At 34.4% G+C, this 24,005-nt stretch carries 21 protein-coding genes and 1 pseudogene; 1 reads left to right on the top strand and 21 read right to left on the bottom strand.

Annotation, left to right across the window (positions count from 1 at the left end):
• Window positions 1-24: 24 nt before the first annotated feature.
• Window positions 25-1,179, top strand: coding sequence for an iron-containing alcohol dehydrogenase (locus tag TETH514_RS00740; protein ID WP_003868251.1), 1,155 nt, complete (start codon window positions 25-27; stop codon window positions 1,177-1,179).
• Between the two features lie 48 nt (window positions 1,180-1,227).
• Here TETH514_RS00740 and TETH514_RS00735 read toward each other — a convergent pair whose 3' ends face one another.
• From TETH514_RS00735 to TETH514_RS00630, 21 genes and pseudogenes are all read right to left on the bottom strand, one after another.
• A complete protein-coding gene (locus TETH514_RS00735; RefSeq protein WP_003868252.1) occupies window positions 1,228-1,782 on the bottom strand; it encodes a nitroreductase family protein in 555 nt (184 codons plus the stop codon).
• Between the two features lie 695 nt (window positions 1,783-2,477).
• Window positions 2,478-3,044, bottom strand: a pseudogene (locus tag TETH514_RS13105) (SGNH/GDSL hydrolase family protein); the annotation flags it as partial.
• A gap of 165 nt (window positions 3,045-3,209) precedes the next feature.
• Entirely contained in the window at window positions 3,210-3,863 is a 654-nt protein-coding gene (locus TETH514_RS00720; protein WP_009051957.1) for a TrkA family potassium uptake protein, read from the bottom strand.
• Between the two features lie 14 nt (window positions 3,864-3,877).
• Window positions 3,878-5,221: a TrkH family potassium uptake protein gene (locus TETH514_RS00715; RefSeq protein ID WP_009051958.1), complete on the bottom strand. Its 1,344-nt coding sequence runs from the start codon at window positions 5,219-5,221 to the stop codon at window positions 3,878-3,880.
• 154 nt (window positions 5,222-5,375) lie between these two features.
• Complete coding sequence (gene gndA, locus TETH514_RS00710) at window positions 5,376-6,785, bottom strand: NADP-dependent phosphogluconate dehydrogenase (protein ID WP_009051959.1); 1,410 nt, start codon at window positions 6,783-6,785, stop codon at window positions 5,376-5,378.
• Window positions 6,786-6,979: 194 nt separating this feature from the next.
• Window positions 6,980-7,987 carry a D-isomer specific 2-hydroxyacid dehydrogenase family protein gene (locus TETH514_RS00705; protein WP_009051960.1) on the bottom strand — a complete coding sequence of 336 codons (1,008 nt, stop codon included), beginning with the start codon at window positions 7,985-7,987 and terminating at the stop codon, window positions 6,980-6,982.
• Between the two features lie 126 nt (window positions 7,988-8,113).
• Entirely contained in the window at window positions 8,114-8,746 is a 633-nt protein-coding gene (locus tag TETH514_RS00700; protein WP_009051961.1) for a bifunctional 4-hydroxy-2-oxoglutarate aldolase/2-dehydro-3-deoxy-phosphogluconate aldolase, read from the bottom strand.
• Window positions 8,747-8,775: 29 nt separating this feature from the next.
• The gene (locus TETH514_RS00695) at window positions 8,776-9,738 is read right to left on the bottom strand and encodes a phosphoglycerate dehydrogenase (protein ID WP_009051962.1); all 963 of its coding nucleotides are present in this window, start codon (window positions 9,736-9,738) and stop codon (window positions 8,776-8,778) included.
• 123 nt (window positions 9,739-9,861) lie between these two features.
• Entirely contained in the window at window positions 9,862-10,362 is a 501-nt protein-coding gene (locus TETH514_RS00690) for a PTS sugar transporter subunit IIB (protein WP_012268571.1), read from the bottom strand.
• Window positions 10,363-10,480: 118 nt separating this feature from the next.
• Window positions 10,481-11,368 (bottom strand): PTS system mannose/fructose/sorbose family transporter subunit IID, encoded by an 888-nt coding sequence (locus TETH514_RS00685; RefSeq protein WP_009051964.1) that lies wholly within the window; start codon window positions 11,366-11,368, stop codon window positions 10,481-10,483.
• Between the two features lie 18 nt (window positions 11,369-11,386).
• The gene (locus TETH514_RS00680; RefSeq protein ID WP_009051965.1) at window positions 11,387-12,166 is read right to left on the bottom strand and encodes a PTS sugar transporter subunit IIC; all 780 of its coding nucleotides are present in this window, start codon (window positions 12,164-12,166) and stop codon (window positions 11,387-11,389) included.
• A 229-nt stretch (window positions 12,167-12,395) separates the two neighbouring features.
• On the bottom strand, window positions 12,396-12,806 hold the full coding sequence (locus TETH514_RS00675) for a PTS sugar transporter subunit IIA (protein ID WP_009051966.1): 411 nt from the start codon (window positions 12,804-12,806) through the stop codon (window positions 12,396-12,398).
• 170 nt (window positions 12,807-12,976) lie between these two features.
• Window positions 12,977-15,724, bottom strand: a complete 2,748-nt coding sequence (locus TETH514_RS00670; protein WP_009051967.1) for a sigma 54-interacting transcriptional regulator — start codon at window positions 15,722-15,724, stop codon at window positions 12,977-12,979.
• 118 nt (window positions 15,725-15,842) lie between these two features.
• Window positions 15,843-17,003, bottom strand: a complete 1,161-nt coding sequence (locus TETH514_RS00665) for a sugar MFS transporter (protein ID WP_003868262.1) — start codon at window positions 17,001-17,003, stop codon at window positions 15,843-15,845.
• Window positions 17,004-17,076: 73 nt separating this feature from the next.
• Window positions 17,077-17,724 (bottom strand): bifunctional 4-hydroxy-2-oxoglutarate aldolase/2-dehydro-3-deoxy-phosphogluconate aldolase, encoded by a 648-nt coding sequence (locus TETH514_RS00660; protein ID WP_003868263.1) that lies wholly within the window; start codon window positions 17,722-17,724, stop codon window positions 17,077-17,079.
• A gap of 19 nt (window positions 17,725-17,743) precedes the next feature.
• Window positions 17,744-18,706, bottom strand: coding sequence for a phosphoglycerate dehydrogenase (locus TETH514_RS00655; RefSeq protein ID WP_003868264.1), 963 nt, complete (start codon window positions 18,704-18,706; stop codon window positions 17,744-17,746).
• 88 nt (window positions 18,707-18,794) lie between these two features.
• A complete protein-coding gene (gene dgoD / locus TETH514_RS00650; protein WP_003868265.1) occupies window positions 18,795-19,940 on the bottom strand; it encodes a galactonate dehydratase in 1,146 nt (381 codons plus the stop codon).
• 91 nt (window positions 19,941-20,031) lie between these two features.
• Window positions 20,032-21,201, bottom strand: coding sequence for a UxaA family hydrolase (locus TETH514_RS00645; protein ID WP_003868266.1), 1,170 nt, complete (start codon window positions 21,199-21,201; stop codon window positions 20,032-20,034).
• Window positions 21,198-21,488: a UxaA family hydrolase gene (locus TETH514_RS00640; protein ID WP_003868994.1), complete on the bottom strand. Its 291-nt coding sequence runs from the start codon at window positions 21,486-21,488 to the stop codon at window positions 21,198-21,200. Before TETH514_RS00640 ends, TETH514_RS00645 begins: the two co-directional genes overlap by 4 nt.
• A gap of 33 nt (window positions 21,489-21,521) precedes the next feature.
• Complete coding sequence (locus TETH514_RS00635; protein ID WP_003868993.1) at window positions 21,522-22,481, bottom strand: phosphoglycerate dehydrogenase; 960 nt, start codon at window positions 22,479-22,481, stop codon at window positions 21,522-21,524.
• Window positions 22,482-22,623: 142 nt separating this feature from the next.
• Window positions 22,624-24,003 carry a PTS transporter subunit IIC gene (locus tag TETH514_RS00630; RefSeq protein WP_009051968.1) on the bottom strand — a complete coding sequence of 460 codons (1,380 nt, stop codon included), beginning with the start codon at window positions 24,001-24,003 and terminating at the stop codon, window positions 22,624-22,626.
• Window positions 24,004-24,005 lie beyond the last annotated feature (2 nt).

Below are 24,005 nucleotides of genomic sequence, written 5' to 3'. Positions count from 1 at the left end.
AAGCTAAAAAGGGGGAAATCTGAGATGTTGTTATCCTATTCGAGATACGCCCAATTGTGTCCAATTATTTACGGAAGAGGAACTGTAAGTCTTATGGGCGACGAAGTCAAAAAACTAGGATGTTCGAAGGTGCTCCTGGTATCAGATAAAACTGTGTCAAATCTTGATATTTACCAAAAGTGCAAAAAAAGTCTAAGTGATGCTGGCATAAGCTTTGTAGAATTTGATGAAATATTACCTGATCCTCCGGATTATATAGTCAATAAAGGCGGAGAAGTGGCAAGAGAGCAAAAAGTTGACGGGATAGTGGCTGTAGGTGGAGGAAGCGTAATGGATGCGGCTAAAGGCATAAATATACTTATAAATAATCCGCCGCCCATAAACCGGTATTTTGGGAATCCCTTTTTTAAGCCCGGCGTTCCCGTTGTGATGGTGGTGACAACAGCCGGTACCGGAAGCGAAAGCACGGGAGTCGCTGTAATAACAGATACTGTAAATAATGCTAAAAACTCTGTCTTTGGAGTAGCTTCCCTTGGAATATTAGATCCCGAAGCTACTGTAAGCTTGCCAAAGGATGCCACTGTCCATACAGGGATGGACGCATTCGCCCATGCGGCTGAAGCTATTACGGCAAAACTGCCTAATCCTAAATCGCAGCTTCTTGCCTTTGATGCGATTAATAAAATAATTAAGTATCTGCCGGTTGCTGCCGAAGATGGTGCCAACATCGAAGCAAGAGCAAATATGCTTCTCGCTAGCAATTTTGCAGGTATAGCCTTTAACGATGCCTTAGTACACTTAGGACATGCCATAGCTCACACCATAGGTGCGAAGTTCCATGTAGTCCATGGCGAAGCATGTGCTCTGGCGCTACCCGAAGTGATGAAATACGCCGCTACGGTGGATGCATCTAGGGTAAAGATTGTGGGCAAAGCGATGGGCCTTGATTTTTCAGGCAGGGAAAGTGGCGAAGAAATTGGCGAAAAGGTTGCTCAAGCCATAAGAAGGTTCATGAAGGGGTTGGGAATAAGGCCGCTTAGAGAGCTTGGGATATCTAAAGAAGATTTATTGGGTACGGTTGATATGGTGTTTAAAGATCCTTGCTACAGTTTTGTTCCGCGGCAATTGGAAAGAGAAGAAATTTTGAAGATATTGGAAGATATGTACGAAAATTATTAAGCAAAAAATCCACCCTCAAACTGTCAAAGTTTGGGGGTGGATTTTTTATCACTTTATGTAATTTACTACATCCTTTTTCCTTTCTATGGGACGCGGTGGTTTTTCCAGGTCTGGGTAACCCAAGGCCACTGCAAAGTAAGGCTCATAGCCGTGTGGCAGCGAGAGTTTTTTCACCTCTTCTTCCATCTTAAATATCAAATTTATTAAGCCGATCCAGCACGCTCCGAGTCCCAGGCTGTGAGCTGCAAGCAGCATGTTTTGAGTGGCGGCGCTGCAATCGATAAGAGGTGAATAAGAACCTTTTTTGCCCGATACTACTATTACGGTCGGTGCGTTATAAAAAAGATGCAATTTCTCATTTTTGCCTAGTGCGGCTATCCATGGGACTTTAGATTCGGCCATGGCTTTTTTTGTGACATTGCTGAAATGGTCGATGAGATCTTTATTCTGAATGACGGTAAAATGCCAAGGCTGCTCGTTGTGGCCGCTGGGAGCATGGATTGCTGCTTCGATAATGGCCTCTATTTCTTCATCCCTTACCTGTTCGGGCTTAAACCGCCTTATACTCCTTCGGGATTTAATGGCGTTGATAACTTCGTTCACAATATTTTCCTCCTCCCTACCTTTTATGGATCGACTTTAAAAATTTGAAGCTTTCGCTTCAAGTCTTCTAAAGTATATTTGCGTGACTTTTCAATCTGACCGAAAGTGTAAATAAAAGGTTTTATTCCTATACTTTCACATTCTTCTTTGAGTTTTTTTGAAAATTTTTGTGCTATAAGTACTCCCGCTATGCATTCTGGACCCATTTCTCTAATATAGTTTTGTACTTGCTCAATATCTTTATATTTTGCGTTTCCAGTCTTAATTTCTAAAATAATCTTCATAGAACAGCCTACAGGCATACGATCCTTCATGAGGATATCTATGTAGCCTTCAGATAAAGCTTTTTCCCCGAGAACCTCAAAATCTTCCGCCTTAAAAGAAATCAAGCCAGCAGAAAATAAAAAGTTTTGGAGATTATTATTAACTGATAGATGTTGCCTTATCAAAGATTGGAGAATAGATTCCTGAAAGTAGAAAGTTTCGGGTGATGATTCAAATTTTCTATCCCATACAATAGAAGGAGTAAACGTTTTGTAATTGCTGATTGTTAAAGTCTCAATTGGCTTATTATAAACCTCCCCTATTTGGGAAACTGATTGTAATGTAGTCTGATCAGCTTGAAAATGGGTTTTCCTATAACCACCTCTTAAAAGTAGATTTTCTGCAACATAGGCAAATTCTAGCCTTACCATCGGATGTACGCCGTCTGCCGCCCAAAATTCTGGTTCCCTCCTGGTACAGGCCTGAGCCATAACACCGTCCAAAGGTATGAGAAAGGCACTGTATTCCCTTGCCAGCTTTCTTACTACTTGTATTTTTTGGTCCAGATCTTCTCTCCATTGCATCCTATCATCTGATATGGGAAGCACGAAAGGCTCTAAAATTATAATTTTAGAATCCAGTTCTTTCTTTAGTTGATCCAATATATACCTGTAATCAGCCTCAAAAGCTTCTACTGATGTGGGATCGTTGCTGTCATATCTTCTCCAACAATCGTTGATTCCTATGAGTATAGAAACCTAATCAGGTTTTAAGTCAAGACAATCCTGCCTCCAGCGCGCTTTAAGGTCCCTTACCCTGTCGCCACTTACCCCCCTGGTTTATAAAGCGAACGCCTAATCAGGGTACATAGCAGAAAACCACGATGCTATAAACATGGGGTACCCAAAACCCAGGTCGTTTCCATCATTCCTATTGCGTCCCGCGTCTGTCACGCTATCACCTTGAAATAATACCAATTCCCCTTGCTTTAGCAACATAATGTCGTTTCCTCCTTTCAAAATTAAAACATTTAGGTTATTGCGAAATCCTAAAAAAGCTTTAAAAATATTGAGGTTAACTTATTTAACTATATAAAAAATAAAGCCATAGAGTGATATATACTCTCCAATGGCTTTTATTTTTCTACAATTCTGTCCTACATCCTATATTTTTATCTCAAATTTTTTAATATCTGTGTTTTTACCGCAAACAACCAATACATCACCTTCATCAACCACATAGTCCGGTCCTGGTGATAGTATAATCTCATCATTCAACTTTTTTGCCGCTATGACATTTAATCCATATTTTTCTCTCATGTTTATATCCCTTAATGTTTTATGAAACCACTCTTCAATTGGAAGAATTTCTGCTATGCTGTATTCCTTAGAAAACTCAATAAGGTCTATTAAATTGCTAGAAAAAACATTTCTGGCAACCCTTATGCCCATATCTTTTTCGGGCATAACAACCCTGTCTGCTCCAACCTTATAAAGAACCCTCGCGTGTAATTCATTGTGAGCTTTTGCTATTACGTATTTTACTCCCAATTCTTTCACAAGCATTGTTACCATAATGCTTGATTCCATGTTCTTTCCTATAGCAACTATAGCCACATCAAAATTTTTCACACCTAGGGACTTAAGTACATTTTCATCAGTAGCATCAGCCCTCACTGCATGTGTAACCAAGCCATTCATAGCTTGCACCAATTCTTCATCTTCATCTATAACCAGTACGTCATTGCCCATTTCATATAAAGTCTTAGCCAAACTTATGCCAAAGCTTCCTAACCCAATAACAACGAATTGTTTCATCGTCCCACCTCTATTTAACCCACCATAATTTTTTCTTCAGCATATTTTATTATAGGTTTAGGCCTTCTCTGCCTTTTTGCCAATGCCAGCGCCAATGTTAAAGGACCAACTCTGCCAGTATACATTGTAAATATTATAATAATTTTGCCAACTGTACTCAATTCGGGGGTAAGCCCAAGTGATAGTCCTACAGTTCCAAAAGCTGAAGTCGTCTCGTATAATACAGTCAAAAAGTTGGATGTTTCAGTAATAGATAAAACCATAGTCACGGAGAAAATAATAAAAACACTTATAAAAGATATAGCTACAGCTTTATAGACTATGTTTCTGCTAATAGTGCGTTTATAAAGTACTGTCTCTTCTTCACCTTTTATAACTGATAACACAGTATATAGTATAACCGCGAAAGTAGTTGTCTTGATACCTCCACCTGTTCCAGCTGGAGAAGCTCCAATAAACATAAGTATTATTGTCAAAAATTTAGATGCTATAGTCATGTCAGAAAGCGATAATGTATTAAAACCAGCTGTTCTGGGTGTCACAGCTTGAAATAATGCTGCAAGTATCTTGGTAGGAAAATCCAGCGGTTTTAATGTTTTTGGATTATTGTATTCAAATAAAAATATAAGCAGTGTGCCGATAGTAATTAAAAACAATGTAATAGTTATAACAATTTTTGAATGCAGTGTAAATTTGTTAAAATGTCTATGTTCGTATATATCAAGCAAAACGTAAAATCCTAACCCGCCAAATATTATCAAACCCATTATGACCAGGTTTACCACCCAGTCAGAAACATAACCCGTTAAACTCCTAAAATTACCCATAAGATCAAAGCCAGCATTATTAAATGCAGAAATAGAATGGAACAAGCCGTAATACACTGCTTTTTTTAATCCCATCTGCGGTAAAAATCTCAAAGTCAATATAATTGCGCCAATGCTTTCAAATAAAAAAGAAACCATTAGTATATACTTGGCAAATTTCACAATGCCTCCGAGGCTATTTGTATTGAAAGCTTCTTGCATCACCAATCTCTCTTTAAAGGTTATCTTCCTACCAAGGATCAACGCGAAAAGCGTTGACATGGTCATAATACCTAAACCGCCAACTTGTATCAGCAACATTATCACTATTTGCCCAAAAACAGACCAATATGTTTTTGTGTCAACAACTACAAGGCCAGTAACACATGTAGCTGATGTAGCCGTAAAAAGCGCAGTTAAAAAATCTGTTCTCTCTCCACTTTTAGTTGCCACAGGTAGCATTAGTAATAAAGTCCCAATTAATATAATAGCCGCAAATCCTAAAGCAAGTACTTGAGTAGGTGTCAGTTTTATTTTTATTATAAAAATCACCTTCCCATGAAAAAAGCAAGAAGCCTATGGAACCACTTCTTCTTTAAAATATCTAAGTCAAATTTTCAACGCTTAAATTATAGCAGATTACTGTCATCGAGTCAATCATGCTATTTCTTTTAGTTATAAAGCCATGGAGCAACTTCTCCATGGCTTATTTTTCCCACTCTGTGTGGAATATTCCTTCTTTATCGACTCTTTCATAAGTATGAGCTCCAAAAAAGTCACGTTGGGCTTGAATAAGATTTGCAGGAAGATTTTCCTCTGTTAAAGCAAAATAATAATCAACTGCAGAATTTATTATCATGAGAGGTATTCTATAATTTCTTCCAATTTCTAGAACTTGATAGACAGAATTTAATTTATCCTTAATAAATTCTATAGACTTATCACTATGCAAAAGATTTGCATATTTTTCATTTTCTCTGATGATATCCCTCAAAAAGTCTAAAATTTTTGCTCTTATAATACAGCCTCCTTTCCAAATTCTTAATATTTCGCTAAGGTCTACTCCATAATTATATTGTTTTGAAGCTTCATAAATGAGCCATAATCCTTGTGAAAATGACATGAATACTCCAAAAAGCAGTGTCTTTTTTAAATGCTCTATCATTTCTTCTTTATTCACAGAGATTGTATTCTTTTCTTTCGAATATAATTTTGATAAAGTTTTTCTTTCTTCCTTGTAATGAGAAATAACTCTGGCCTCTACCGCCAAATTCAATGTTGGTGTAGGAACTCCTAAATCCAAAGAAGTTTGAGCAGTCCACTTTCCAGTGCCTTTTTGTTCTGCTTTATCTAAAATGTAATCTAATAAAAATCCTCCAGTTTCTTTGTCTTTATATCTCATAATTTTATAAGAAATTTCCATTAAATAAGAATCAAGTTCTTCCTGATTCCACCTTTCAAACACATCCCCTATCTCTTCATTAGTCATATTCAATATTTTCCTCATAAAATCATACACTTCAGCAATCAATTGCATAATAGCATATTCAATACCATTATGAACCATTTTTACAAAATGCCCTGCAGAATCGTTGCCCACATACGTACAACAAGGCCCATCTTCTGTTTTTGCAGCTACTTTTAAAAGTACATCTTTTATCAACTCATAAGCTTCTTTTGTTCCACCTGGCATTAAAGAAGGACCATATAATGCACCATACTCTCCACCAGAAATTCCCATGCCTAAAAATAAAATATTCTTTTCTTTTAAAACTTTTAACCTCCTGGAAGTATCCATAAAATAAGAATTCCCACTGTCAACAATAAGATCCCCTTTTTCTAAATACGATAAGAGTTCGTTTATCACATCATCTACAGGTGTTCCTGCTTTTATTATAAGTATAATTTTTCTTGGTTTTTTTAGACTTTCGACAAAATCTTTTAATGTGTAAAAAGGATAAATTTTCTCTTCTTTTACTTTCTCATCAATAAACTCTCTCGTCTTTTCCTCTGTTTTGTTAAATACAGAGACAGCATATCCATTTCTTGCAATATTCAATGCTAAATTTTGTCCCATCACCCCAAGGCCTATTAAACCAATGTCAGCTTTTATCATACATTACCTCCCATTATATAAATAGTTTACTTGCATATTTTTAAAGGCTTTGTTGAATTATACCCTTTCCCTTTTGTCCTATTCATTTCTTCTATAATTGTAACATTTAATTTTTTGTATCATTGCTTTTTTGTTAATAATTTCCAATAAATGGTTGTTATTTGCTTTCTTTATTTATATATCAACAGAAAAAATCAAATTTTCCATGGCCTACCCTCCAAAACTTCTGGATTTATTACCCCTTCAGGTATTTCTCCTCTTAAAACTTTCTCTACATCAGAAACCACTTTGTCCCCCATGCCTTTTAGGCATTCATAAGTGTATGCAGAAGTATGAGGCGTTATTATGACGTTGTCAAATGCCAAAAGAGGATGATTTTCGTCAATAGGTTCCCCTTCTATAACATCTAACCCTGCTCCTAAAACTATTCCTTCCTTTAACGCCTTAATCAAAGCCTCTGTGTCTATAAGTTCTCCTCTTGCTGTATTGACAATAAATGTACCTTTTTTCATCATGGCAAATTCTTTATGAGAAAGAATGTGATAATTGTCGCGATTTAGCGAAGCATTTAAAGAAATTATATCTGCCCTCTTTAAAAGTTCCTCTAATGTGACAGGCTCTGCTCCCCTTTTTTCTATTTCTTCCGCTGAAAGATTAGGGTCATAAGCCACTACTTTAGCACCAAACCCATATTTCAGGATTTCACAAACTCTGCTTCCAATATTTCCAATACCTATAATTCCTGCAACTTTGCCTTTTATTTCATATCCAATGAAGCTCGCTCTTTCCCCCCACTTTCCTTCTTTCACTTTAAGTGAGGCAGACCTTACTTTTTTCATAACATCTAGTAAAAGTGCAATAGCGTTTTCGGCTACAGCTTCCCTTTCTACAATGCCTTCAACTTTCGTTACAATAACTCCTTTTTCAGTAGCACTTTTAATGTCTATTGTATCATAACCTATGCCGTGACGTGTTATTAAAAGAGTTTTGTCTTTATGCTCAAAAAACTCCTTATCGTAATATGGCTTGACACTGGCAATTATTACAGAATACCCCATTAGCTTTTCCGCTAATGCCTTCCCTCTCATATCGTGGGGAAGTTCAAATCTTTCGACTTCTCCTAATGCTTTTAACCTTTCAATATGTTCAGGAAAATGCTTGCCAAAACTGCTGGAATTTACAATGGCAATTTTAACACCCATTTTTTATGCCTCCCAAATTTAATTTACTAATGAATTACGTATTGTCTGTCATATTAAATTTTATGATGGTTCCTTAAGTCCTGATAAGGCTAAACCTGCTGCTGAATCAATGCCCTTTCATGTAAACTAAACTTGATTTACCAGCCTTACAAACTCAATAGCTTTTTCGGTTATTTTGTCAAACATGCCTTTTGCAATAAGTTCTTTATCTACTAATGCTCCGCCTAAGGATACGCCTGTTGCACCTGCTAAAATAAAATCTTTAATATTATTTTTATTAATTCCTCCCGTCACAAAAATGGGTATATGTTTGAGTGGCCCTAAAATTTCTTTTAAATATTGAGGTCCAAAAACTCCTGCAGGAAAAACTTTAATAAAATCCGCTCCTGCTTCATAACCTGTTAAAATTTCTGTCGGAGTAGTAGCACCAGGAATAACAGGTATACCATACCTATTACATAATTTTATTACATCAAGTCTCATAACCGGTGTAAATATAAATTTTGCACCTGCTATAATAGCAGCCCTCGCAGTTTCCGCATCTAATACTGTTCCAGCACCAACAAAATATTTATTTGCTTTACTTAATTCTTTGATTACATCTATAGCACCGGGCGCTTCAACAGTTATTTCTAATGCTTCAATACCACCTTTTTTTAAGGCATCAGCTAAAGAAAACATTGTGTTTATATCACTATTTCTAATTACAGCTGTAATTTTAAGTTGTTTAAGTTTTTCAATTATTTGTTGTTTTTCCATCTTCCTACCTCCTATTTTTTAAAATTATTTTATTTCTGCCTTTTATAAAGATATTTTGGTTCCATGCCTTCTAATACGCTGATAAGTCCTTCCACTGCCATAATTCCCATCCTATCTGTCGCATCTTTGGTAGATGCTCCACAATGAGGTGTTAAAATTATATTGTCTAATTTCAATAATTTACTATCTATCGGTGGTTCTATTTCAAAAACATCTAATGCCGCTCCTGCAATTTTTTTATTTTTTAACGCGTTATATAGAGCATTCTCGTTTATAATTCCACCACGCGAAGTATTAATTATATAAGCTGTATCTTTCATAATTTTTAATTCTTCCTCATCTATAAAATGATAGGTTTCTTCTGTCAATGGTAAATGTAATGTTATAAAATCAGACTCTTCTAATAATGCTTTTTTATCAACGTATTTCATGCCTATGCTATTTGCAAACTCATAATTAGGGTACTTGTCATATGCTAATATTTTCATATCAAAACCCGTAGCTCTTTTGGCAACACATCTACCAATGGCTCCCGTCCCAATAATTCCAATTGTTTTCTTATAAATTTCGTTACCAATTATTTTTTCCCATCGGTTGTTTCTAACTATATTATCTAACTTTATGATTTCTCTGCTTAAACCCAACATTAGAGCAAAAACTAAATCTGCTACAGATTCTTTATTTGCATCAGGCGTATAAGTAATCTTTATCCCCATTCTTTCTGCTTCATCAACATCTATATTATCTACGCCAACTCCATATTTTGTTATAACTTTTAATTTTTTTGCATTTCTCAACACATTGCTTGTTATCTTATCTAAACCAACAATTATACCATCCACATCCTTAATGAGATCAATCAATTGTGATTCTTCATATGGTTGTCCGGATTCATTTTTTATAATTTCATAATCATACTTTTTTAGCATCTCAAATGGGAGATTACTACTTTTCCCAAAAGATCTTGGCGTAATCAATATTTTTTTCCTCATTCTTATTAAACCTCCCTTTATTTTTAAAGAAAGAAACCTATCTATGTGTTCTATGAATTTTATTTTTAATGACCTTGGTTTAACATTTTGTTCATGTCTATAATAGTAAAATGTAGTGTTTATTTATTTTAAACCAAATAACTTTAGGGCATCCTCTAAATCAACTCTTTTACTATCTGGAACTGTTTGAAAAAAGACTTCCACGCCAAAATTATCCGCAAGTTCCACAAGTATTTCTAACTCTTCTTTTTTCAAGCTAACACTGGGTATTATAAATTTCCTATCTTGGCTTTTAGCAATACCTCCTATATTCAATTTTTTTATTGGCAAGCCATTGGCAATTGTTTCTTTAACCGAAATTATATCCTTATAAAGTAAAATTACTCTAAATCCGTTAAACTTATCTTTTTTCCATAATGTTATCGTTTCTTCTGTACTAAGTATTTTCAGTGCTACATGAGCTGCTGAGGCAGACATCATATAAACTTGTTTCATAAACTCATCATTCGCAAGGGAATTATCAATTATAAAAATAGAATTACAATTATATCCTTTTACCCATTTGGTCATTACTTGACCATGAATTAATCTGTCATCTACTCTAGCAAACACTATTTCTCCCATTTTAATCACTCACCTTTCTTTTTTATCTCAAAATTCCTTGCAGAACCCAAAGATACATGAATTTTAAGGGTTCTGCAAGGATCAATAACATATATTTAAATTTAAAATCTTTATATTTTTAAAGTATACCTATTACTCCTAACACTCCAAAAATAACTACTAACCATAAAAGTGCTTGTATTATTTTCAAGCCTTTTTTGGAAAAATATAAATAAACTAATAACACAGTAAGTAAAGGCAATAACCCAGGTAGAATTTTGTCCAATATATCTTGCAACACAAACTCTTTCCCTGAAAGGCTCCATTTTAGAGGAGTACTAACTGATACATATAAAGCTGCTAAAATCCCCATCATAAATGTGCCTAAAATTGATAATCCATCAATTATACTCCTTATTCCCTTGCCACTAACTATTTCAATGGCTGCAGCTCGTCCTAACCGATACCCTAGCTGAGTAAAGTAAAATCCATAAGTAAAAGTTAAAGCCACAAATGCAATCCACGGAATTAATGCACCTAAAGCACTACCTGCTTTCGCCCAAGGAAGGAACATACCTATTAAAATATATTGAACTGTACCAGAATCTATAGCATCTCCTATACCTGCAAGTGGTCCCATTAAACCAACTTTAGTGCTATTAATTACATCCGGAGTAACAACATCCTCTCCTTTATTCTCCTCCAATGCTCTAGCCCTCGCCTCTTCTAGAGAAGCTGTAATTCCAAGTATCGTCCCACCGCCCCAAATTGCTTGAGTATTATAAAACACGAGATGTCTTTTATATGCTTCTTTTAAATCTTCACTCTTTTTATACAGTTTTCTCAAAATAGGCATCAACCCCCAAAGAAGAGAAGGGGCTATCATTCTGTCATAACTATGAGGAATTTCATTTGCATACCACCATCTAATCCAACTCAAAAGTAAATCTTTTTTCGTAATTTTACTATCAGTAGAATTAGATTGTGTACCCTTTAAATCATCCTTAGCTTCTATGTTTTCCATCATATGCCATTTACCTCCTCTTTAGATTTCTTGCCCTTCAACCTGTGAATGTGTAACAAGTACATATAGATAAGCTATTATTCCTCCTAAAATTGCGTATGTCACAGTATTGACATTAAGCGGCTTTAAAATTACAGCCATAAAATAAGCTAAAAGAAAGAACACAAGAAATTTTCTTTTTCCTATTACAGTTAGTGTTAACGCAATTCCTAATGCAGGTAGTCCTCCTCCAACAACATTTAACACATGAAATGCCTTTCCAACAGTTAATGTTTTTACTAAATCAGCTATTAGAGGTGTTCCTTTATAAAGTGCAATAAACATTAGTGGAAAGAACAGAACCAAACTTACAAGTATAGGAAGTACAATAATGCTTAAAGTTAATCCTTTTTCATTAAGCTCATCCGCATATTTATCGGTTAAACGAATGATAAATGTATTAATAAAAAATCTTAGAGAATAAAGATAAGAACCTAAAAGTCCTACAGGAACAGCTATAGCAATTGCTGCTTCTGGAGTTAGGCCTCCTAAAATAGCAACCGGTACTGCTATAGCAGTCGCTACAGCAGGTTCACTTGGCATAGCACCTCCTGGAGCAATTAAGCCCATATAAATTAATTGAATGGCAGCTGTAATAGTCATCGCTGTTGGAATATCATGCATAACTATCCCAACTATTAAGCCTGTCATCAAAGGACTAAAACGAAGCATTAATGTAGAGTAACCAAGAGCACGTGCCTCTACTATTGCTATCCATAAAGCTATCAAAGCTGCCTGTGAAATACTTAAACTCATTTGCATTTTTCATTTCCCCCTATCTCGTATAATATAATTTTGGAAATTTCTGGCTAAAGCTTCAGGCTTTAAGCAGAAAAATATTATCTTCTGGTATTATTGTATAACTGTTAACAAGAACTTGGAATCTCTAGCTTACCTCTGTAGAGCCTTCTTTGTTATTACTCGAGTTAGACTGTATTCCCTCCAACTGTCTGCTATTTTTTTACTCGTATGCTGTTTCACCTCTCTTTCTTCACAAACTAAGTGAATTCTTCTCAATTACCTTAATACCATCAACACCAACTTTGTATATGTTATTTATCAGTTCTTTTGTGTCACATGCATTAAGTGAAGACAGCAATTCTATAAGCATAGGCATGTTAACTCCTGTTATAACTTTTACATCGTAATTTTTCATAACATAAAGTGCAACATTAAATGGACTTCCCCCAAATAAATCCACAGCAATTATTACTTCCTTGTTCTCTCTTAGCTTTTCTCTAACAATCTTTTCAACTTCAGCTCTTAAAAGCTCGATATTATCCCCTAAATTAAGTCCCAAGGCTAACACATTTTCCTGTTTTCCCATAATCACCTCAATTCCGTTTAATAATCCTTTCCCAAAATTTCCATGTGTAATAATTAGTACGAATTTTTCTTTCACTACTACACCTCCGCTTTGCTAATATCTTTAACTTTGAATTTTAAAATACTTCTTTGAAACTTTTTTAAAAGTTGATGTTAACTATACTTTATTTTAAATTTTTATCTGCTTCTTTATAATGCAAAAAGCATGCCAAATAGTGTACTAACTATTCAGCATGCTTTGATTAATTACACATTTAACTCTGCTACTCTATCTTTTATAATATCATATATCAGCCTTATTTCTGATGTAGGAATTTCAATTTTGTACATCTCTTCTATGACACTAAAAGAAGATTTAACGAAATTTATGAACTGTCTATGACACTGTTCAAACTCTTCTAAACTACTGTAAAACACAATGGGCTCTTTCATTACTAATCTTTCAATCATTACACTAACGTGTATATATAAGCTTATTTTTAAATCATTTGAAAACCTCACACCAATGAATCTTTCTAAATCGGAAATAGCTTTTTCAACTTGAGCAATTATTTTATCAGGATTTAATATTGTCAAATGATGTAACACATTTTGCAAAGAAAAAAGTCTGACTATCGTTTGATTGATTCGCTGAATTTTTTCAGCATCCGCAACCCCTCTTAAAACTTTACTCAATAGTACATCGCCCTTTCCAGCAATCAAATCTTCTAACGACAAATAAGGTATTTCTTTTATGCCAGGATCTGCTGTACCAATAATTAATTTAACATTAAAGTCTTTAAATATCTCGTCTTTTACACCATTACCTTTAAGTCTATTATAATCGTACGCAATTATTTCAATATCTTCATTTACAAAGCATTCTTTTAAAAGTTCTTTTATTTTTACAGCAGTTCCTATTCCCGTTATACAAGTAGCAATAATAGCATTTCTTTTATTTTTTTGCGACTTAATGAGTTTATAACTACTGCTATTTCTTTGGATTGATTCTGTAACAATTTGTTCTATAGGCTGATTTTGCATTATCTTGTTGCCAACGTCTAAAGCCAATTGAGTAGTAATATTATTAATAATTGCTATGTCTCCCTCCACAATGTCAGTTAAAGACTTGTATATCTCCTCTAAAGAACCCATGTCTACTAATATAATAATCCCTTTGGAGGTATCTATATTTTTTAAATAATCTTGAACTTTTAGCATAATCTCTTGTGTCGACATCTCAATTGGCATATCAAAAGCTTCAAAAACAAACTGTCCCAAAAGCCTATTGGCGACACTAGCTATGCTACTGGCAGTTGAATAACCATGGGCTATTATTATAGAATTTATGAGATTTGTATTGTCACTTTTATTTAAGCTTTTAATATAAAGTGTAAAATAAATTATAGCTATTTGGTTGAGCTTGACGTCCAGATTAACTTCAATAAGTTCAACCATTTTATTAGCTATTATAAACTCTTTGGGAAAAACATTTTTCAAAACTCCCAATACCACTTTTATATTCTCAGAATACTTCTCGTAAGTTACTTCGCTTAATAAATAATTAATAAAATGAGTCAATACCAAAACTGAATTGCCATAATATTTAATTCCGTACATATTTTGTATTATATTTAACACATTTTCTATTACATTTTTAATAGCATTGAAAACTATTGAATCTATATACGTGTTATCGTTTTTAAAAATTATTTTATCTGTAAACTCATTTAAATAAATCAAAGCATCTTTTTTAAAACTGTCAGCATTTATTTCCCTACTACTATATTTCTCAAATAGCACAAATATTTTGCTTACTACTTCATATACATCTTTATTGTCTTCTTTGTCCCATATCAAATCTTCATCTTTCCTATTGTGAGAAATTAACATGCCGTTAAAGTGAAAATTACTTTTTATTATATCTAAATCGGCCTGCATTTCTCTTGGCAGGTCATATAGATGGATTCGCAATATATTTGTTTTCTCTCTTATGACATGGTTATAGGCTTGAGCACAGCTGTATTTTATGACATTTATAAGTTTGCCAATGTTGCCAGAAATTTTGGTTTTAAGAAGTACATTAAGGACTTGTTTGCTTATTAAAATATCCATTCCCAGATTTTTGGCCTCATTTTTGTAAAAGTTATAGATAAGTTGTAACCTTTCATGTAAAGGCCTATCATAGAGAGAGGGGATGTTTACAACTAATGGTATCCTTCTTAAAAAAGTCTTTGTAAGAGTTTGCTCAGGGTCTTCAGTTGTGGCAAAGATAAACCTTACTTTTGCTGTCCTCCAATTGCCTGTCTCACCAAGCCTTCTAAATATGCCTTTGTCCAAAAATAGAAACAGTTTTTCCTGCCCTTCTGGCGGAAGCCTGTGAACTTCATCCAAAAACAAATATCCTCCATCCGCTTCTTCTAAAAGGCCGGGTTTATCTTTATCAGCACCTGTAAATGCTCCTTTTACATAGCCAAAAAGGTTTGCGGAAAGTAGTTCAGGATTGTTAGCATACTCAGCGCAATTAAATATCACATATGGAGCATTTTCATCTATGGCATTGATCGATTTTGCATATTCGTAAATAAGTTGAGCAATGAAGCTTTTACCTACTCCTGTATTTCCAATAAGCAAAATAGGTAGTCCATTGGGAGGATAGGAAGCAGCAGATTTGCATAATTTCACTTGTGTTTTAAGACTGCCGTTATATCCTATAAGCTTTGTAAAAGGGTCATCGTTTGAAACCTTTACAGTTGAATCCAAAGTTTTAGCCGTTTCTTTGAATTCTTTTGCCTTCTTTTCATAAACTTCTTTGTCTAAAAAATAGACAGGCCTTGTGTTTATTTTTATTATTTTGCCCTCTTTATAAAGTTCATTTAATAAATGGCTTGCCACATTCCTTCTCAAATTCAATTTTTTGGCAATTTCTTGGGCAGTCAATCCCTTCTTTTCCTTAATATTTATATCTTTTGACAAATCCTTTATCAAATTAAATACTCTTTCTTTGTTTGTCAAGGATGATCTCCCCTTTAAGGCGAATTAGTAAACTATCGCACACCTCCATACTGTATTTATAAAAAGTATACCACAGAAAAGTAAAAATTTTTAGAGGAAAGTTAAGCTAGTTTGTAAATCAGACTTTCTCTAAATCATCAGTTGTTTCTGTTTTCGCTAAAATTAAAGACATAAATACGACTAAAATCATAAATATCAATATAGCTGAAAATCCAATAAAAACTCCAAAAATGTCGTTTAATCTTCCAATTAAAAAATTTGCCAACATATTTATTGTTGAACTTATTGTCAAAATAATGGCGATTATAATAGTTACATGTTGTTTAAATTCTTTCATGACTATAGCAATTGTCGTTGGGAAAATTATTGAATAAAAAAATCCTGCTACTGAAATTAAAAATGCAAAATTTCTTCCGGCCATTCCAGATGCAATAAGTATTGAAGAAACCAAAGAAAATATAAACAAACTTTTTATATAACCAATTCTTTCAACAATAAACCCCCCAACTAATCTGCCAAAAGTGAATGTCGCAAAGAAAAGCCCAAGATAGAGAGAACTTATTGTATTGTCCATTTTATATTGTGCGCTAAAAAATGTGACAGCCCAATTGCCTATGCCAAGTTCAGAGGCAACGTAAAATCCAAGCATACTTGCAAAAAGCCACATGCGTTTGTCACTTAGGATTTGTATGTAATCTATTTTATCTCTCGCAATGTGTTTTTCCTCTCCATGCATCTTAATCTCAAGTGCAGCTAACATTAGTATAAAAACTATTGCTCCAACAGTTAAATAAACTTGTTGCCACGAAAAATTGATATGTAACAGTTTTGCTGTCATATTTGGGGAAATAATAGCTCCAACTCCGTAAAAAAAGTGAAGCAAATTCATCATAAGTGCTTGGTTTACTATAAAAACTATTGAAGCAACTGCATTTATGCCAATCTCCAATAGTCCCATCCCCATGTTCATCACAAAAGCAAAAATAAGAAATACAATAAATTTACGAGCTGCAAAAATTCCAAGTATTCCGGCTATTATAAGGATTAGACCACTTATTAATACTGACTTACGGCCTATTTTATCGGCTAAAAATCCTCCTAGAAAAGTTGATAAAATAAATCCAAAACTTCCAGCTGACAAAAATAAGCCCATCATAGTATAGTCAACACCATAAAAAGTCTTGATATTTATTATCAGCGGTCCTTTGACATTTTCTACTATTCCTATTAACATCATTAAAAGGTAAATTATTGCAATTGTATACGCGTTTTTTCTCAACAAAATATCCTCCCCTGTCTTGTTTATCCTGCACATTAATTATACAGAAACAGGGGAGGAAAAACAAATTTGGTTATTTACCATTAACTTCTTTAAACGCATTTACGAATGCTGCAGCTCTCTTTGTTATTTCATCAAACTTTCCTTCCTCGACAAGCTTATTATTTACAAGCTCACTGCCTATTCCTACAGAACATGCTCCAGCTTTTATAAAATCTTTAAAATTGTCAAGATTTACTGCCCCAACTGCCATCATTTCTATTTGCGATAAAGGTCCTTTTAACTGTTTTATATAGTTTGGCCCAAAGACTCCAGCAGGAAACACTTTAACAATCTGCGCTCCATTTTCCCACGCTGTTACTGCTTCTGTAGGTGTCGAAATGCCCGGAACAGGTAGTACATTGTACCTTTGGCATATTTTTATCATTTCTAGATTTAAAGAAGGTGATAATATAAATGATGCTCCTGACAGTATAGCAATTCTCGCAGTTTCAGCATCTAAGACAGTACCTGCACCTACTAATACCTGATCACTATATTTTTCAACAAGTTTTTCTATCATCTTAGCAGCACCAGGGGTATTAAATGCAACTTCAATAGCTTTTATTCCCCCTGCAATCAGTGAATCTGCAATTCTATATAATGAATCAACGGATGTACCCCTTACAATTGCACAAATTCCTACTTCCTTAATCTTATTTAATACCTCATAGCTTTTCATAATCATTCCCTCCTAAAAATTATTCGCCATTAACTATGTGTGCGCCTTGCTTTTTATTTAACACTAGTACAACATTTTTTGCAGCCACAATTCCCATATTAGTAATGGCCTCACATGTGTATCCTCCAATATGGGATGTTATTACAACATTGTCAAGCTGAAGAAGTGGGCTATTAATGGGTGGCTCTTGTTCCATAACGTCAAGTGCAGCCCCTGCTATTTTCTTATTCGCTAAAGCATTGTATAGTGCGCGTTCATCTACAATACCACCTCTTGATGTATTTATCAAGAAAGCAGTTGGTTTCATCATGCCAAGTTCTCTTTCGCCAATAAGACCTTTTGTCTCCGGTGTCAATGGAACATGGATAGTTACAATATCTGACTGCTTCAAAAGTTCCTCAAATGAGCAATAAGTTACTCCATATTCTTCTGAAAATTTTAGATCTGGATAAACATCATAGCAAAGTACATTCATATCAAAACCCTTAGCTCTCTTTGCAACACCTTTCCCTATCTTTCCTAAGCCAATTATGCCCAGAGTCTTTCCGTAGATTTCAGTACCCATTATTCTCTTCCATCCGCCAGATTTCACAATTCTATCTACAGCAAGTAAATTCCTTGCAAGCACGAGCATGAGCCCAATTACCAAATCAGCCACGGAGTTATTATTAGCGTTTGGAGTATTTGTTACAACAATTCCTTTTTTCTTTGCAGCATTCAAATCAACATTATCATATCCAACCCCGTATCGAGAAATAACCTTCAACTTCTTGCCTGCATTAATTACATCTTCAGTTACTTTATCGTTACCTACTATCAGTGCATCAGCATCTTTCACTAAAGGTATAAGTTCTTCTGCACTTAAAGGCCTATCAACAGGAATCTTAACCACTTCACAGTCATTCCCTTTTAATATATTGAACGGCTCATCACTGCTCTCACCAAACGATCTAGCAGTAATCACAACTTTATACTTAGACATTGTATCACCCCTTGAAAATCCAATGTTATTTACTGTTTAAATTGCTTTTTAATTATCCGATATATGCGTTATTTACTGCTTAATAATATTACCACTCAGCTACCGTTCCATCGTAATTCCTCCACTTTGGGTTAGTCCAATGTAATCCTTCCATATCAACTTTTTTGACTAATTCTTCATCGATTTCAATACCAAGTCCTGGGCCCGTTGGAATATCGACAAAGCCATCCTTATACGCAAAGATTTCTTTATTCTTTACAAAATCAAGTAAATCAAAACCTTGATTATAGTGTATGCCTAAGCTTTGTTCTTGTATAAACACATTAGGTGTACAGATATCTAATTGTAATGTAGCAGCAAGTGCAATTGGACCATACGGAGCATGTGGAGCTACAGCTACATCAAACGCTTCTGCCATAGCAGATATTTTTTTAGCTTCAAGAATACCCCCTGTTAATGCTACATCGGGTTGAATTATATCTACAACACCGCTTTTTAATACATCTTTGAATCCCCACCTAGTATATAATCTTTCACCTGTCGCAATAGGTATGGATGTATAACTTGCTATTTCCTTCAGTGCTTCATTGTTTTCGGGTAATACAGGTTCTTCTATAAACATCGGCCTGTATTTTTCCAATTCTTTAGCTAAAACTTTAGCCATTGCCTTATGAACACGTCCGTGGAAATCTATCCCTATCTCCATTTCATAACCAACAGCATCTCTTATTGATGCCACTCTTTCAATAACAGCTTCAATTTTTTTATATGAATCAATATAATGAAGTTCCTCTGTGGCGTTCATTTTTATTGCCTTGAAACCTTTATTCTTCCTATCCAAAGCTGCTTCCACTACATCTGAGGGTCTATCTCCACCAATCCATGAGTAAACCATTATTTTGTCTCTTGCTTTTCCGCCCAAAAATTCATATACTGGCATATTATAATATTTGCCTTTTATGTCCCATAATGCCATTTCTATGCCTGATAAAATTGTCATATTTATAGGACCGCCTCTAAAAAAGGACCTATATATTACTTGCCACATATCCTCAATTTGTCTCGGGTCTTTATCAATAAGATACTCTCCCATTTCATATGCGCCTGCAACAACTGTTTCTGTTTTAGTACCCGAAATCAATTCACCCCATCCACTAATCCCTTCATCTGTATCTATCTTTAAAAATATCCATCTTGGTTTTACCTTATATACCTTTAATGATGTAATCTTCATCTTTATTTCTCCCCTCCTCATTTTAATGTCTTACTTGTGTTGAACCTTTTTTACTCTCAGCTTCTTATAATCTAAGGAATGTTTTATTACCTTACCACGAACACCAAATCTCTTGATTTCTATATATACACGTTTCTGAAAATCCATATATCTCTGCTTTTGTTAATTTACCATTACATACATCTATTATCTCTTGTAAAAGCATTTCACCACATTCTTTAATGTCTTTTTTACCTTCAATTATATCCGAAACATCTAAATCAATATTATCCGACATGTTTTCATACGTTTGTTTATTTCCCGTTATTTTAATTAAAGGTATAATAGGATTACCAATAGGAGTACCTCTCCCTGTGGTAAATACACATATCTGCGCTCCTCCAGCTACCATCCCCGTAACAGATTCAATATCATAACCTGGTGTATCCATTATAATGAGACCTTTTTCTTTCGGAATTTCTCCATAACGTACAACTTCATTAATAATACTTGTTCCACCTTTCATAATCGAACCTAATGATTTTTCTTCTAAAGTACTCAATCCTCCTTTAATATTTCCCGGTGAAGGATTCGCGCCCCTAACATCTATTCCTAATCTAATAAACTCGTTTTCTAAATTTTTAACTATTGTTAATAAGTTATTCCTAACTTTTTCATTTTTTGCTCTTCTGGCTAATATATGTTCCGCTCCAATGAATTCTGTAGTCTCACCCAAAAATACTGTAGCCCCTTCTTTTATTAAAATATCACTGCAATATCCTAATGTTGGATTAGCAGCTATTCCAGAAGTAGCATCAGAACCTCCACAATTAGTTGCTAATGTTATATTAGAAATGTCAACTTCTTCACGCTCTATTTTTGACATCTCTTCTACCATTTTTCGTGCTAATTTAATTCCCTTCTGTATGGTTTTTAGTGTTCCTCCCTCTCTTTGTATACTTATGACTTCTACTGGTTTATTACTCCTTTTTTTAACTTCTTCATATAAATCATAAGCTTGAATAGTTTCACATCCCAATCCAACTATAATGGTTCCATATACGTTAGGATTTAAAGTCAACCCTATTAAAGTCCTGTGCATAAGTTCCACGCTACTTCCAATTTGCCCGCATCCCTTTGGATTAGTTATATATGTCGTACCTTGAACTTGTTCTGATATTAATCTCGCTGTTTCATTTGCACATCCTACAGAAGGTAAAATTAAAACTTTATTTCTTATTCCATATTTACCATCTGGTCTTTTGTATGCCTTAATTTTCATCTCTTACCCCTCACGCTCTCTATATTATCTATATGAACACACTGGCCAATTTCTATAGATTTAATAGCTTTACCTATAACCTCCCCATATTTATAAACGTTATTTCCGGATTGAATAGGTACTACTGCGATTTTGTGGTATATTTCTATATCATCTAATGCAATGAGTCTATTAACTGTTTCATTATTATAGATAATATCTACAACATCACCCTTTTGAATCTGTGACAATGCCGTTGCAACACTATCCGCTTTATTTAAAAGAATTGCTTTTTTTATACTAGGCATTTAATATCTCCCCTCATTTACTTTAGCTTAGCTCTAATCAACCAAAACAATATTAGGAGGAGTTTCGCCTTTTAAAACTGCAATTACATTATCAACAGCAGTATTACCCATTCGTTTATTTGATTCAACAGTTGTTCCACCAATATGAGGTGTTAATATAACATTAGGTAAATCAAAAAGAGGCAAATGCATTGGAGGTTCAAAATCATATACATCAGTAGCATACCCCTTTAAAGTTCCATCTATCAAAGAGTTGTAAAGAGCTTCATTATCAATAAGTTGACTCCTAGCAGTATTAATCATAATAGCACCTTTTTTTATTAATTTAAATTTATCTGCATTAAGAATATTTAATGTATCGTTGGTTAATGGTAAATGCAAACTTATAAAATCTGCTTCTGATAAAAGTTCATCTAGCCCCACATACTTTACTCCTAGCTCCAAGGCTAATGGATTTTTCTTGATATCATATCCTAAAATATTCATATCATATCCAGTAGCTCGTTTTGCCACTGCAGTACCTATTGTACCAACTCCGATAATTCCAATAGTTTTTTTGCTTAAACTTATACCAACTGGCTTAATCCACTTGCCATTTTTTGTATCAGTATTTGCTTGATAAAGCCCACGAGCAAGCATATGAAGTAATCCAAAAGCTAAATCAGCAACTTCTTCGCTGTTAGTGCCAGGGGCATTAGTAACAACAATGCCTAATTGATTCGCAGTTTTAACGTCGATGCTATCTACTCCTACTCCATGTTTTGCAATAATCTTGAGTTTCTTACATTTTTTGATAACATCCCCTGGAACTTTATCATTTCCTACTATCAGTGCATCCGCATCAGAAGCATATCTTATTATTTCTTCATTTGTAAAAGGTCTTCCAAAAGGATTAAGTACAACTTCACAACCAAATTCTTCGAGACGTTTTACTGGTTCTTTATTAATTTTTCCAAATGTAACTGCTGTACTAACAACTTTCCATTTTTTCATTTAAATATTCCTCCCTCGTCTCACAAACAGATCTGCCTATATTCATTATTATGATTCACATCAACAAATTATAGTACCAAACAAGAATAAACTATCAACTATTCTTGTTTGGTACAACTAATTGCATTTTATTATAATATGTTTAAATTTTTGCTTTGCTTTCGTTGCCTTTATAACCAAATGCTTTATACCATACTTCAGGACTTCTCTTAAAGAAAAATAGCATCGCAAAAATACCTATAAATGCTACAACAAGTCCTATAGGTGATTGCCCCAGTAACCAAAACAATCCATGTAAAGGTCTCATATCAGCGCCAACAATGGCTTTACCAGTATCAGGTAACTGGGTTCCTATCAAAGTTACTATATGGGCAAAAAGTGGAGATGCTGCACTGGAAAAGTATAATGTTATAATTACAGCAATAACTGTAGTGATATAAGAAGCAATAATATTTCCTCCCATTATTGCTGTTACAGCTGAAGCTAAGAAAAAGGGTGTTACTCCTAAATCTGCTAACATGATAAATTTATTACCTGGTAGCAAAAATATAAGAGGTACAGTAGTCAACATAGTCAGAAGCCCTGTAGTAAGAACATCCGGATGTCCAATAGTAAGAGCTGAATCCATCCCAAAATTTAATTTTCTATTAACGCCTCTCTTAGAAAGTATCTCTCTTACTCTCTCATTAAGAGGTACAAATCCTTCCAAGAGAGCTCCGGTTGCTTTGGGATATAAGTAGATAAAAGCACCTGTTCCTATGCCTAATGCCAATATCCCAGACCAAGTTTGCATATCACCTAATTTATTTCTCCATGCAATAAACCCTATAATTGTAGCTATTATAAAGCCCACAACAACAGAATCTCCTAAAATACCAAATTTTTCTCTTATAGTTCGTGAACTAATTTGTATCTTGGTTAATCCAATTTTATCAAAGAACCATTTCAAAGGAACAGCTATTAATGTTCCTCCTTGACCACTTGCATGCGGAAAAGCAAGCCCTGGTAAATTAAAGAATTTTTGCATGGTAGGAGCAGTTATATCGGCAAGTATAAGAAGGAACATTTCAACTGCTACCGCAGTTAATAACCCATATACCAGATTATTAGTCGCATAATAAACCATGCTGCCTATAAAAGCCCAATGCCAGAAATTCCATACGTCCAAGTCTAAAGTATCTGTCCAGTGTAATAAAAGCATTATAATGTTAACAATTATACCAATAGGAATAATCAGTGCCCCAATTTGTGTTGAATAACCCACTGCTGCTAAAAGAGCCCAACCAGTATCAACATATGGTAAATGCACTCCTCCCGTAGTTATCATATCCGAAACTGCTTTCCCAATTAATCCCATGAAATACGGATTTAAGACTGATACTAAACCATTAAGACCTACACCTATGTAAAGTGCTGATCTGAGAGCTTTAGAAAACTTTACTCCAAGAATTAATTCAAAAATTAGTATTACAATAGGAAGTAGAACAGCAGCCCCAAAGGTTTTCACAATCATCGTAAACATTT

Origin of the sequence: Thermoanaerobacter sp. X514 (assembly GCF_000019065.1) — a bacterium.
Lineage (GTDB): Bacteria > Bacillota > Thermoanaerobacteria > Thermoanaerobacterales > Thermoanaerobacteraceae > Thermoanaerobacter > Thermoanaerobacter pseudethanolicus.
Note: the sequence above shows the minus strand (reverse complement) of the source record. Positions and strands in the feature narration are given on the sequence as shown.